Source organism: Lactobacillus sp. UMNPBX1 (assembly GCF_002554085.1).
GTDB classification, from domain to species: domain Bacteria; phylum Bacillota; class Bacilli; order Lactobacillales; family Lactobacillaceae; genus Lactobacillus; species Lactobacillus crispatus.
On record NZ_PCZI01000001.1, the window covers coordinates 384,093 to 397,222 of the forward strand.

Sequence of the window (13,130 nt, forward strand, 5' to 3'; positions counted from 1 at the left end):
ATTAGATTGACAGTAAAGCTTGAAGGCAATTCAGCGAGCTAGTGATGGTGGAAGACTAGCATAAGAGCCTAAGAGCTGATCAGCTGCCTAATTAATCTAAACGGTATTTGCACGTTACGCAAAGTTAAGTGGAACTTATAATAAGTTCAATTTAGGTGGTACCACGGTTAGCCTCGTCCTAATTTTAGGATGAGGCTTTCTTTTTTAGAAAGGAATTTTGTTAATGAGAATCAAAGATACTCTTAATTTAGGTAAAACTAAATTTAAGATGCGCGGTAATCTACCTGTTCGTGAAGCTGAATGGCAAAAAGAATGGGAAGATAACAAGTTATATGAACAAAGATTAAAGTTAAACGAAGGTAAGCCTCGTTTTGATTTACATGATGGCCCTCCATTTGCTAATGGTAATATTCATATGGGACATGCGTTGAACAAGATTTCTAAAGACATCATTGTTCGCTACAAGAATATGAACGGTTATTATGCACCATACGTACCAGGTTGGGATACTCATGGCTTGCCTGTTGAACAACAATTAGCTAAGCAAGGCGTTGACCGTAAGACAATGGATCGTGCTAAGTATCGCGAGCTTTGTCGACAATATGCTGAAGAACAAGTTCAAAAGCAAATGGCCGATTTTAAGCGTCTAGGCGTTATGGCAGATTGGGATAATCCATATATTACCTTGCAACATGACTTTGAAGCACAAGAAATTCGCGTCTTTGGAGAAATGTATAAAAAAGGTTATATTTATAAGGGCTTGAAGCCAGTTTACTGGTCATGGTCAAGTGAATCCACTTTAGCTGAAGCTGAAGTAGAATACCATGATATTAAATCACCTAGAATTTATGTTGCTTTTCCAATTAAAGATGGTAAAGGTATCTTAGATTCAGATGTTTCATTAGTAATTTGGACTACTACTCCTTGGACTATTCCAAGTAACGTGGGTATTACCGTTAATCCAAGATTTGACTACTCCTTAGTAGAAGTTGACGGTAAGAAGTATGTAATTGGTTCAGATCGTTTGCCAGTCGTTGCAGAAGACTTAGGCTGGAAGGACTACAAAGTACTTAAACAATTAAAAGGTACTGATTTTGATGGGATGACTTATAAGCATCCCCTTTATGGTAAGACTGGTGTAGGCCAATATGGTTTGGTAATGAATGACACCTATGTTACTGATGATGACGGTACCGGCTTAGTTCACAACGCTACTGGTTTTGGTGAAGATGACTACCGTGTTGGTCAAAAGTATGGTATCCCGGTCTTCAGTCCAATGGACGCACAAGGTCGCTTTACTAAAGATATTCCAGATCCAGATCTTGTAGGAATGTTCTATGATGATGCTAACAAGGTGGTAGCAGATAAGCTTAAAAAGGCTGGCGCTTTGCTCAAGTTAAGCTTCTTTACTCACTCATACCCACATGATTGGCGTACTAAGAAGCCCGTTGTCTTCAGAGCAACTACTCAATGGTTTGCTTCAATTTCTAAGTTTAGAGATCAAATTCTGGATCAAATTGAACAAGCTAACTTTATTCCTTCATGGGGGAAGACTCGTCTTTACAACATGATTAAAGATCGTGGCGACTGGGTAATTTCTCGTCAGCGTGCTTGGGGTGTACCATTGCCGATCTTCTATGCAGAAGACGGTACCCCAATTGTTACTCCAGAAACGATTGACCATATTGCCAAGATCTTTGAAAAAGAAGGTTCAAATGCTTGGTACACTCATACAGCTAAGGAACTGTTGCCAGAAGGCTTTACTTCAGAACATTCACCAAATGGCGAGTTTACTAAAGAAAAAGATATTCTTGATGTTTGGTTCGACTCTGGTTCATCTTGGGCAGGCGTAATGGAAAAACGTGATGGTTTACACTATCCAGCTGATCTTTATCTTGAAGGTAGTGACCAATACCGTGGTTGGTTCAATTCAAGTTTGATTACGTCTGTTGCAGTAACTGGTAAGGCACCTTATAAAGAAGTATTATCACAAGGCTTTGTGCTTGATGATAAGGGACACAAGATGTCTAAGTCACTTGGTAATGTAATCTCACCAAATGACGTAATCAAGAAGATGGGTGCCGAAATTATTCGTCTCTGGGTAGCTCAAGCTGATACTACTTCTGATGTTGCAGTCTCAATGGGAATTTTGCAGCAGTCTGCAGAAAGTTACCGTAAGATCAGAAATACCTTCCGTTACATGTTGGCCAACACTAGTGAGTTTGATCCAAAAGAAAATCGCGTTGCTTATGCTGATCTTCGTTCAGTTGATCAATACATGGAAGTGAAATTAAATGACTTAGTTAAAGACTGTCTTGCTGCTTACGACAAGTTTGATTTTACTACTGTCTTCAAGAAGGTCTTCAACTTTGTTTCTAATGATCTTTCTGCATTTTATCTTGATTTTGCTAAGGATGTACTTTACATTGATGGTGAAAACAGCCATGATCGTCGCTCAATGCAAACTGTTATTTACGACGCTGCTGTTAAATTGGCTAAGATCTTAACACCAATTTTGCCACACACTATGGAAGAAATCTGGGGCTTCTTGAAAGAACCTGAAGATTACGTTCAACTTGCTAATATGCCAGAAGTTGAAGAATATGCTAACCATGATGATTTGCTTGAAAATTGGGGTAAATTCATGAAGTTGCGTGATGACGTCTTGAAGGCTCTAGAAGATGCAAGAAATAAGAAGTTAATTGGTAAATCGTTTGAAGCAACAGTAACTATTTACCCAGATAAGGAAACTAAGGCAATGCTCCAAGACTTGGATGCTGATTTCAGACAAATTCTAATTGTATCTAAGTTAACTATTGCTGACGGCGAAGCTCCAGCAGAAGCGGAGAAGCTTAATAATGCAAGTATTGTAGTAGAACGTGCTGATGGCGAAGTTTGTCCGCGGTGCCGAATGATTAGAACTGATATTGGCGTAGATCCAAAGTTGCCAATGCTTTGTGGTCGTTGTGCTAAAATCGTTGAAGCAGATTACCCAGAAGCTGTTCAAGAAGGATTTGAAAACTAATGCGGTTAGGTACTGTAAAACAATTTGATGAAGGCAGTAGCTATGGCTTTATTGAAGATGATCGTAATCATAAGTCATATTTTGTCTTCTATAAAGCAATTAAAGAGGAAGGCTATAAAACTTTGCAAGTAGGTCAAAGAGTTAAATATCAGTTAGCTCAAGGTAAAAATGGTCTGCAATGTGTAAATGTTTATTTAGCCTAAAAAGGAGCTGGGATTTTGGATTTAAAGGAAACAGAAATCTCGTCACAGCAGATTTTTCAAGGACGTATTTTGGATCTGGCTGTTCGCACAATTAAGCTTCCTAATGGTGAAACTGCAACTAGAGAAGTTATTAAGCATAAGCCTGCATCGGCTGTTATTGCAATTAATGATGAACAAAAGATGTTGTTAGTAAAGCAATGGCGGGAACCAATTAAGCAGATTACTTTGGAAATTCCAGCTGGTTTGGTTGATTCCACTGATGCAAGTCCGCTTGATGCAATGAAGCGTGAGCTGAATGAAGAAGGTGGCTATCGCGCAGATTACTGGGAAAAGGTCAGTGAATTCTATTCTTCTCCTGGTTTTTGTGATGAAAAGATGTATCTTTTCTATTGTGATACCTTAACTAAATTGACTGATAAGCGGGCACTGGATGCAGATGAATTTTTAACTTCTAGTTGGTATAGCTTAGATGAATTAAAAACTTTATTGGCTGAAGGAAAAATTGTTGATGCAAAGACAATTTATGCAATTACTGTTTGGGAAAATATGATGTTGCGTAATGCTCAGACCGATAATAAGGATTAGTTATGGTAGAAAAACGCTCTGATTATCGTAAAAGGCAGAAAAAAAGCCTACTTAGTAAGCTAAAATCTTCCTTTTCTGATAATGATTCAGAAGAAGTAGATGTAAATCCTGACTTTAAGCGGGATGGCTCTGAAGAAGAACCTAGAAGACGCCCTCTGGCTGGGGATGGACAAGAATTTTATCAGCATAATCAATCGAGTGATAAGGAAACGATTCGCCAAGAGAAGTCTTTAAGACTGAAAAAAAGATTGAATCGTGCTATCCTGATAGTGATTGTTTTAATTATATTGGTGCTATTAGCACTATTTCATTTATAGTGGAACTGAGGAAATAAATTGAAGATTGCGATTATCGTCCCAATGGCGGAAGAAGCTGAATTTTATCGTGATCATTTCCATGCAGAAACAAAAGAAATGTTCGGATCAACAGAATTCGAACATTTTTCTGTTAATGGCAATGATGTATATTTAGGTTTAAGTGGTATCGGTAAAGTGAATGCCGCTATGAATCTGACTAGTTTACTAACTAAAGAAAAAATTGATGTAATTTTTATGACTGGTTCTGCTGGATCATTACAAGATGATGTTCATCGTAAAGATGTGATTTTAGTAAATGATTTTGCCTATCACGATGCTCACTGTGTTAGTGCCGGTGAATATGTAGAAGGTCAGATTCCAAGAGAGCCTGCTACCTTTAAGTTGAATTCGCCTGAAAGGGAAGCATTTAAGAAATATTTAGGTGAAGAAGACGTAGATTTTAAGGAAGGGCTTGTTGTTACTGGAGATACTTTTGTTCAATCAGAAGAACAAAAAGAGTTAATCAAGAAAAACTTTCCAGAAGCTTTAGGAGTAGAAATGGAAGGAGCCGCTTTTGCACAAGTTGCTCGTCATTTTAAAACTCCGTTGGTTGCTATGCGTGCAATTTCCGATAATGGGGATGCTAATGCAGACAATGATTTTGACAAGTTTGTCAAGGAAGTCGGCGCTAAGGCAGCTAAGTTAATTAGTGATTATGTAGAAAAGATGAATTAAACGTGCGTGAAATTTATTTAGATAATGCGGCAACGACACCAATGTCACCCAAGGTAATTGATATTATTACCGATGAAATGAAAAATGATTTTGGTAATGCCTCTAGTACCTATGAATTAGGTCGTAGGGCCAGAAATGTAATTGATCGAGCTCGTCACCAGATTGCTCAAGATATTAATGCTCAAGATGGAGAGATTATTTTTACTTCAGGTGGTTCAGAAAGCAATAATACAGCGATTCTTGGAACTGCCTATGCTCGTAAAAATATTGGTAAAAAGATTATTACTACGCCGATCGAACATCCCTCGGTTCTTAATCCAATGAAACGTTTGGAAAATGAGGGCTACAACATTGTCTATTTGAATGTCGATGAAAACGGGCAAATTTCTTTAGAACAGTTAAAAAAGGAATTAACGCCAGACACTATTTTAGTATCGATTATGGCCGTTAACAATGAAGTTGGTACCATTATGCCGCTCAAAGAAATCGGGGCAATGGTAAAGGACTCCAATGCATATTTTCATGTTGACAATGTTCAGGGAATGGGCACAATTAAAATTGATGTTAAGGACATGAACATTGATTTTCTGTCTGTTTCTGCACATAAAATTAATGGACCTAAGTTTTTAGGCTTTTTATATGAAAATGCGGATATCGATATTCCAAATTTGATTTTAGGCGGTGAGCAGGAAACCAAACGTCGAGCTGGAACAGAGAACGTACCAGGAATTGCCGGCTTTGGCGAAGCTGTCCGTGAAGTATCCGAGATTGGTCGTGATGCTTTGCAAAAGAAATATGCTCATTATCAAGACATTATTTTAAAGGAATTAGACGATCATCAAATTAATTATGAAATTAATGGTGGGTATGGTCCGGGTTACTCACATCATGTGCTTAATCTGCATCTCAATGGTGTATCTACTACTTCTTTACAAACAAATCTTGATTTGAATGGATTTGCCGTGTCAGGCGGTTCAGCATGTACTGCTGGTTCTTTGGAGCCATCACATGTTTTAATTGCTTGTTTTGGAGAAAATTCACCAAGAATAAATGAGTCGATCCGAATTTCATTTGGGCGTTATAATACGGATGAAGAAATTGAGCAATTCGCCCAAGAATTAGTAAAAATTGTACAAAGAATTCAATCTAAAAATAAATAGTTGCTTTCAAAAAGAAAGTATCTTATTATAAATAAGTGAGGAAAATTATGGCAAATACAGTTGTGATTAATGGTGATAAACGTAAGTTTACTTTGAATCCTGAGTTGAAGCTTTATGCTTTGATTGATGCTGGCTTTGTGAAGACAGCTAAGGGTAATTTTAATTATGAACATCCCCTTTACAATGATTCACCTTATAACGCGCCTACTAAGTTAAAGATGACCATTAATAAGGACTTGTCGCATTTAACTATGGTTATTACTGATCGCAACGGTTTGCAGAAGGTTAATATTTTTAAAAATAAGCAATTAGCTCCTACTGTAGAACTTTTAGATTATATTTTAAAGGATCTTGAGGAGCGTAAGATTTTGCTTGAAGTAAAGGATTGATTGAATAATGGTTGACAATAGCAAGACTAGAGTAGTTGTAGGTATGAGTGGTGGCGTTGACTCGTCTGTTTCAGCACTTTTACTTAAACAACAAGGCTACGATGTTGTTGGTGTCTTTATGAAGAATTGGGATGATACCGATGATTCAGGCGTCTGTACAGCTACTGAAGACTATGAAGATGTAAAAAAGGTTGCCGATAAGATTGGTATTCCATATTATTCAATTAATTTTGAAAAAGAGTATTGGCACCGCGTTTTTGAATATTTCTTGGATGAATACAAGAAGGGAAGAACCCCTAATCCTGATGTAATGTGCAATAGTCAGATTAAGTTCAAGTCGTTCTTGGAGTTTGCGATGGACTTGGATGCTGACTACATTGCAATGGGGCACTATGCTAAGACTGTTAAGGATGCCAATGGTGTTACTCATATGATGCGTCCTAAGGATGGTAACAAGGACCAGACGTACTTTTTGAGCCAATTGAGTCAAGAGCAGATTAGTAAGGTTATTTTCCCTCTAGCTAACCTAACTAAGCCACAAGTTAGAGAGATTGCTTTGGCTAATGGTTTAGCTACCGCGAAGAAAAAAGATTCTACAGGTATCTGCTTTATTGGTGAGAGAAACTTTAGAAAGTTTTTAAGTGAATTCTTACCAGCTAAATCAGGTAAGATGGTCACTCCTGATGGTAAGGTAGTTGGTGAGCATGCTGGTTTAATGTACTACACCATTGGTCAAAGACAGGGCTTGGGCTTGGGCTCAACTAAGGAATCAACTGATCCATGGTTCGTGGTCGGCAAGGATCTTAAGAAGAATGAATTAATTGTAGAGCAGGGCTATGATAGTCCACTTCTATATGCTAGTCGCTTGAAGGCAAGTGATATGTCATTCTTTACTGGTAAGCCAGATCATGATTTTGAGATGCACTGTACTGCAAAGTTCCGTTATCGTCAATGTGATATCGGCGTGACTGTTAAGTATCATGCCGCAGACAATACTGCTGATGTTTACTTTGATGAGCCAGCTCGTGCAGTTACACCAGGTCAAGCACTTGTTTTATACAAGGGTGAAGAATGTTTAGGCGGCGGTAATATTGATGCTGCTTACCAAGAAGAAAAGCAATTACAATTAGTTTAAAAAATATGCAAAAAGAGCGTTCGATTTTTCGAACGCCTTTTTCTTTGTGCTAAACTATTCTTATTGATTAGACAATTAGGGGGATTTAAGCAATGCAAATTTATTTTGTTCGTCATGGCAAAACTGAGTGGAATTTAGCTAGTCGCTTCCAAGGAGGACATGGAGATTCACCACTTTTGCCACAAAGCTTAGAAGATATAAAAAAATTAGGTCATCACTTGCAAGGAACTAAATTTAGAGGAATTTTTGCCAGTCCGCTTGATCGGGCCTTTAATACCGCTCAGGGCATCGATGATGCAATGAACGCTAACTTACCTGTTGTGATCGATGAACGACTCAGAGAGTTTAATTTGGGTGATATGGAGGGAATGAAGTTTGGGGATGCAGAGAAAAAATTCCCTAAACAAATGGATAATTTTTGGCACCATCCAGATAAATATGATCCGACTGAACTTCATGGTGAGGATTATCCACATGTTATTGCTCGTGGAAAAGCATTTGCTCAAGAAATGGCACAAAGATTTCCTGACGATGATGATAAGATTCTAGCAGTTAGTCATGGTGCGGCATTATCAGCTATTATGGGTGGACTTTTAGGCTATCCATTGAAAGATATTCGCAAAAATGGCGGCCTTAGCAATACCTCTTTAACTGTCTTAGAAACACTAGATGGCGGAAAGACTTTTAAACCGGTAGTGTGGAATGAAACTAGTTATTTAGGACGTAAATTATCGAAGACGGACTCGTTATAATGGATCAAAAAATAGCGCAACTTTATGATGAAGGTAAAGTAGAACAAGCCATTCATCTTTTAATCAAAAAAATCGATCAGCATCCACAACAAGTTGCTAATTATTTGCAGCTATCGACGTATTTAATTGAGCAAGGAAGCTTGGATCAAGCACAGAAGCTATTGGAGCAGGCCCAGCATCTGGTTAAAGAGCCACAAGAATTAAATTATAATCTGGCAGTGTGTTATTACATGCAAGGCGATTTTGATAAGGCACTGGCTTTATTAGATCAGATACCTAATGATGACTTAACTCTTTATCAAAAGGCACTAACTTACTTAAAATTAGGGCAAGGCCAAAAAGCTTTAGCTTATGCTTTGACGATCAAAAAAGTTGATGAGCGAATTCAGGAATTGCTAGGCGATATTTGGTTAAGTTTGGGTGAGAATCAACAGGCTCAGCAAATGTATTTGGCAATTCCTGATAATAAGAAAAATGCGAAAGTTTATTTTTTACTAGGTGTCACTACATTAGAAAAAGATCGTGACCAGGCTCAAAAATATTTTGCTCAAGCTAAGCAGATGGATGCTAAGTATTATCAACAAGCAATGAATCAGTATGCTTCAATTATGAAGATGCTAAATGACAAGGAAAAGAAAAATTATGAATGAATTTACCGGTAAGGTTAACGGGATTGTTTTTGAAAATAGTAAAGACTTGTATAAAATTCTTGACGTTGAAATTATCGGCACTTTATCCGATTATTCTCGTCCCGATATTAAGGTGACAGGGAATTTTGGCGATATTCAAATTAATAGTAGCTATCGCTTCGAGGGTAAACTAGTAATGCATGAAAAATTTGGCTTGCAGTTTAGAGCAAATAACTATAAGCAAGTCTTGCCACATGAAGAGGGATCTTTAACTAAGTATTTGAGTTCGAATAAGTTCCCTGGAATTGGTAAAAAGGCTGCGACTACGATTATTGATGAATTAGGGCTAAATGCCTTAGATGTATTGAAGGAAAGTCCAGCTAAGATTGATAAGCTTTCTTTAACTAGAAAGCAAAAGGATAGTCTTTTGGCAGGACTAAATGCGATGGATTCTTATTCAGAAGTAATTTTAAAATTGGCTAAATACGGCATTAATAAGCGTATTGCAGGACGGGTTTACCAGCTTTATCATGGTGAAGCATTAGCAAAACTAGAGAAAGATCCTTATGCAGCAGTTAATGATATTTCGGGTTTTGCATTTAAAACCGCGGATATGATGGGAAGCCAATTAGATATTGCTAGTGATGATCCACGTAGAATTAAAGGTGCTGTTTATCAAGTATTACTCGATGCTTTAAATGGTGAGGGAGATACTTATGTAGGCTTAGCTGAGTTATTAACAGAAGCAAGTAAATTGCTTCAAATCAATCAATTCGACCCAATTGCTAGCTGTATTAATAGTTTACAAGAAGCTGGCAAAGTAATAGTTGATGGTGAGAATGCTGCTCTACAAAATATTTATCAAACAGAAGTTGATATTGCTCGCTTGATGAAAAACTTGGTAGAAAAAAAAGAAGATAAAAAAAGAGAACAATATGATGATAAAAAGGTAGAGCAAGCAATCAAGGATGCTGAAAAGGAGCTTAAGATTCACTACGACGATACACAGAAGTTGGCCATCAAAAACGCAGTTAACCAACCGATTTCTATTTTGACAGGTGGACCAGGTACAGGTAAAACTACTATCATTAATGGAATTTTATTAGTATTACGCAAGCTGGCTGAGATTCCTTCCTCCGCTCTTTACAGTGAAGATCCTCCGTTTTTACTAGCAGCACCGACTGGACGTGCAGCTAAAAGAATGGGTGAAATTACCGGAATCAGTGCTAAAACAATTCACCGAATGTTGGGGTTAGGTATTGGTGATACTAACACTCAGGACTTGAATGAGTTAAATGGTGAAATCTTAATTGTTGATGAAATGTCGATGGTTGACATGTTCCTTTTTAAACAACTTTTGGCAAGTATTCATGATACGCGGCATATTGTTTTCGTCGGTGATAAGGATCAGTTACCTTCGGTTGGAGCTGGCAATGTCTTCAGTGACCTGATTAAATCGCAAGCGTTTCCAACTACTATTTTGAAGCAGATTCATAGACAGGGTGATGATTCAACGATTATTACTTTGGCGCATGATGTTAATGAGGGTAAAGATCAGCAAGCCTTGTTTAAGAAAACAAAGAATTATTCTTTTATTAGCTGTCGTCCCGAATTAGTAGGGGATGCAGTTGGACAAATTGTTAAACTTGCTTTAAAACGTGGATTTGCAAAAGATGATATTCAAGTGCTTAGCGCGATGTATCTTGGCAATGGTGGTGTAACTAACCTTAATAATGTTATTCAGGCAATTTTAAACCCATCTCAGCCTAAAAGTAAGGTATTAGAAGCACATAATGAAGTTTTCCGAATTGGCGATCGTATTCTGCAATTGCAAAATAATCCTGAAAAAGATATTTATAATGGACAAATTGGTAAGATCATTAGCATTGATGAAGATGATGCCAAGGAATGCATGATTGCAGATTTTGATGGAAGAGAAGTTGCCTTTTCTAGAAAAGATTTAAATGATCTGACCCGGGCTTATGCAATCACTATTCATAAATCACAAGGTTCAGAATTTCCATTGGTAATCTTGAATCTAACCATGCAGAATTTTGTGATGCTAAAACGAAATCTTTTGTATACTGCAATAACGCGAGCTGAGAAAAACTTAGTGTTAGTTGGTGATCCACGGGCATTTGTGGCAGCTTTTAAGACGCCGGGAAATGATCGTAAGACTGGCTTAGCAGCGAAGATTTGTCAGCAATTGGGTATTACAAAATCATTGGATAAATCTGATCAAAGCAAGCAGCACGAAAAAGCTCAAGAAATGGAGAATGAAACCGATAAAGCAGAAGTAGCAGAAGATTTTGTTCTAACCCCGGAAAAAATATATTCTGGTGAAATTGATCCAATGATTGGAATGGAAAATATCAAATTATAAGGATAAAAGCCCCTTGAATTGTTAAAACAAGGGGCTTTTTCATTATACAAAATCATGGTATAATTATTGCTGTCTAAACATACGTTCCAAAATATGGATAATTAACATGGATATTACAATAATTACACTAACAGTAGGCATATTAACCTATTATTTTTTTCAAAAGCGAAAAAAGAAGAAAATGAAAAAAATAGAATTATCTGTAACAGATAAGAAAGAAATAACTAAAATTGAAAAAATTGCAGGCAAAAGATTACCATACCGTTTTCCTAATCATAAGAACTTGACCTTTCAGATCATTGAATTAATGCGACCAGGTTATATTAAGCGACGCATTTTTGACAATAAAGGCCATTGTCATTATTTGATTAAGTACTATTTAGATCGTTCAGTGGCGGAATTAGTTGAATTTGGTAAGACGGATGGTCATTATTGGCGTAAGACTAGTTGGAATGGAGAAACTAAGGTAACTTACCATTATGGCAAACATGAATTCAATGAGTTAGACGAAATTACAAAAAATTTGCGCTATTATGGCTCAATAGTCAAAGAAGGTAGAAACAAAATTTTGCCTTTGGAAAATGACTTAAATCAGTATGTGAATGAGTTAGAAAATCATGCTAGTTATCAAAAAGCTTGGATTACACATAAAAAAGTAACTGATTCACAGACTGTTCATGATGCTATGATAGTTGAAAAAACTTTGTTGAATAATAAACGTGATTTGAAACGAGCTTTGGCTCTGCAAAATGTTTTACGAATTCGGGCAATTAATTCTGGCTATAAGGTTTACAATCAAAAAGTAAACGCATTTCAGAAAAGAATGACTGAACTACATTTGAATCAAATAAAACATTTGCGACCTATGAATATTTTATCTCAACGTGATTTGCGCCATCTTAGCAATCTCTTGGCAGGCGCTGCCGCAGAAGAATTAGTGAATTCTCGTTTACGTGAAGTGCAGACAGGAAAAGAAATAATTCATAATTTACTGTTACCATATCCCTATGAAAAAAAGAATAGTTTAGGGAGTAACCAAATTGATCATGTGATAATTACGACTAGCGGGATTTTTTGCTTGGAAACCAAAGCACGAACAAGTAAAAATGGACAGTATAATGTGCAGGCTGATTATGATCAGATAGCTGATCAAGTGGCCAAGCATAAAGAAAGTATTAAATATGTCCTAGAAAAAAGCAACAACCCAGTGATTATTAATTTATTGAGACGCTTGCCAAATATAGATCAATTAATCAGAAACGTGGTTGTATTTGTAAGTAGAATAGATGATGAGTTCACATTGACTGATTCGAACCGTTATCAAAAAATGGGAATAGATGTTGTGCAATTGGCAGATATTCAGTCGTTATTAGTCAAAGCTAAAACTGGAATTGGATTACAGCCAGACGAAATTGCAGCTATCAAAGAAGAAATGGATAATAGTAAACAATTGCAAGAAGAAAAAAATTATCAAGAAAATGTTCTATTTTTTGAAGATCAGGAGTCAACGTTAACTCAAAAGCAGGTGGAAGAGCAATTGTATCATGCTAATCAGGTGATTAAACATATCGATCAGATTAATGGCCTTCTTGGTAATTACTTGCAGGAAGCACGGGAGTGGCAAAAGCAGTATCAAAAATACCGTTATTGGAAGAAATTTTATGATCAAGTACATGATTTCATTGATCAGGACCAATATTATCAAAATCATAATTCGAAAAGAGATATTTTAGATAAGATATAAAAAAGGAAGAATTTGGAATTCTTCCTTATTTTAATAAATTCGAAAATTGCAATTTCAAATTGAACACTTTTGAAAATTAAATTCTGTATATTGA

General features: G+C 36.7%; 12 protein-coding genes. All 12 read left to right on the plus strand.

Features of this window, described 5'->3' with window-relative positions; all coding sequences use genetic code 11:
* Nucleotides 1-223 precede the first annotated feature (223 nt).
* The 12 genes from ileS (at nucleotide 224) to CP352_RS02040 (ending at nucleotide 13,036) form a co-directional block, all read left to right on the plus strand.
* Entirely contained in the window at nucleotides 224-3,025 is a 2,802-nt protein-coding gene (ileS, locus tag CP352_RS01985; protein WP_089143178.1) for an isoleucine--tRNA ligase, read from the plus strand.
* Nucleotides 3,025-3,228 (plus strand): cold-shock protein, encoded by a 204-nt coding sequence (locus CP352_RS01990; protein WP_005721332.1) that lies wholly within the window; start codon nucleotides 3,025-3,027, stop codon nucleotides 3,226-3,228. Before ileS ends, CP352_RS01990 begins: the two co-directional genes overlap by 1 nt.
* Before the next feature lie 15 nt (nucleotides 3,229-3,243).
* Nucleotides 3,244-3,813, plus strand: a complete 570-nt coding sequence (locus CP352_RS01995) for an NUDIX hydrolase (RefSeq protein ID WP_005724551.1) — start codon at nucleotides 3,244-3,246, stop codon at nucleotides 3,811-3,813.
* 2 nt (nucleotides 3,814-3,815) lie between these two features.
* Entirely contained in the window at nucleotides 3,816-4,130 is a 315-nt protein-coding gene (locus CP352_RS02000) for a hypothetical protein (RefSeq protein ID WP_013086162.1), read from the plus strand.
* Nucleotides 4,131-4,148: 18 nt separating this feature from the next.
* The gene (locus CP352_RS02005; protein WP_005721331.1) at nucleotides 4,149-4,844 is read left to right on the plus strand and encodes a 5'-methylthioadenosine/adenosylhomocysteine nucleosidase; all 696 of its coding nucleotides are present in this window, start codon (nucleotides 4,149-4,151) and stop codon (nucleotides 4,842-4,844) included.
* Nucleotides 4,845-4,846: 2 nt separating this feature from the next.
* Complete coding sequence (locus CP352_RS02010; RefSeq protein ID WP_005718858.1) at nucleotides 4,847-6,004, plus strand: cysteine desulfurase family protein; 1,158 nt, start codon at nucleotides 4,847-4,849, stop codon at nucleotides 6,002-6,004.
* Between the two features lie 47 nt (nucleotides 6,005-6,051).
* Nucleotides 6,052-6,393: a DUF1831 domain-containing protein gene (locus CP352_RS02015; RefSeq protein WP_013086163.1), complete on the plus strand. Its 342-nt coding sequence runs from the start codon at nucleotides 6,052-6,054 to the stop codon at nucleotides 6,391-6,393.
* Nucleotides 6,394-6,400: 7 nt separating this feature from the next.
* Entirely contained in the window at nucleotides 6,401-7,528 is a 1,128-nt protein-coding gene (gene mnmA, locus CP352_RS02020; protein ID WP_013086164.1) for a tRNA 2-thiouridine(34) synthase MnmA, read from the plus strand.
* 92 nt (nucleotides 7,529-7,620) lie between these two features.
* Nucleotides 7,621-8,280: a histidine phosphatase family protein gene (locus CP352_RS02025; protein ID WP_005718864.1), complete on the plus strand. Its 660-nt coding sequence runs from the start codon at nucleotides 7,621-7,623 to the stop codon at nucleotides 8,278-8,280.
* Nucleotides 8,280-8,930 carry a lipopolysaccharide assembly protein LapB gene (locus CP352_RS02030; RefSeq protein WP_089143179.1) on the plus strand — a complete coding sequence of 217 codons (651 nt, stop codon included), beginning with the start codon at nucleotides 8,280-8,282 and terminating at the stop codon, nucleotides 8,928-8,930. The genes CP352_RS02025 and CP352_RS02030 overlap by 1 nt, the downstream gene beginning before the upstream one ends.
* Nucleotides 8,923-11,292, plus strand: coding sequence for an ATP-dependent RecD-like DNA helicase (locus CP352_RS02035; RefSeq protein ID WP_023488129.1), 2,370 nt, complete (start codon nucleotides 8,923-8,925; stop codon nucleotides 11,290-11,292). Before CP352_RS02030 ends, CP352_RS02035 begins: the two co-directional genes overlap by 8 nt.
* 106 nt (nucleotides 11,293-11,398) lie before the next feature.
* Entirely contained in the window at nucleotides 11,399-13,036 is a 1,638-nt protein-coding gene (locus CP352_RS02040; RefSeq protein ID WP_023488130.1) for a nuclease-related domain-containing protein, read from the plus strand.
* The last annotated feature ends 94 nt before the right edge of the window (nucleotides 13,037-13,130 follow it).

Bases quoted from the DNA above. Each gene is read 5' to 3' on its own strand.
- CP352_RS02030 (WP_089143179.1), top strand. From the start codon at position 8,280: ATGGATCAAAAAATAGCGCAACTTTATGATGAAGGTAAAGTAGAACAA.
- CP352_RS01990 (WP_005721332.1), top strand. From the start codon at position 3,025: ATGCGGTTAGGTACTGTAAAACAATTTGATGAAGGCAGTAGCTATGGC.
- CP352_RS02000 (WP_013086162.1), top strand. From the start codon at position 3,816: ATGGTAGAAAAACGCTCTGATTATCGTAAAAGGCAGAAAAAAAGCCTA.
- CP352_RS02040 (WP_023488130.1), top strand. From the start codon at position 11,399: ATGGATATTACAATAATTACACTAACAGTAGGCATATTAACCTATTAT.
- CP352_RS02035 (WP_023488129.1), top strand. From the start codon at position 8,923: ATGAATGAATTTACCGGTAAGGTTAACGGGATTGTTTTTGAAAATAGT.
- CP352_RS02025 (WP_005718864.1), top strand. From the start codon at position 7,621: ATGCAAATTTATTTTGTTCGTCATGGCAAAACTGAGTGGAATTTAGCT.
- ileS (WP_089143178.1), top strand. From the start codon at position 224: ATGAGAATCAAAGATACTCTTAATTTAGGTAAAACTAAATTTAAGATG.
- CP352_RS02015 (WP_013086163.1), top strand. From the start codon at position 6,052: ATGGCAAATACAGTTGTGATTAATGGTGATAAACGTAAGTTTACTTTG.
- mnmA (WP_013086164.1), top strand. From the start codon at position 6,401: ATGGTTGACAATAGCAAGACTAGAGTAGTTGTAGGTATGAGTGGTGGC.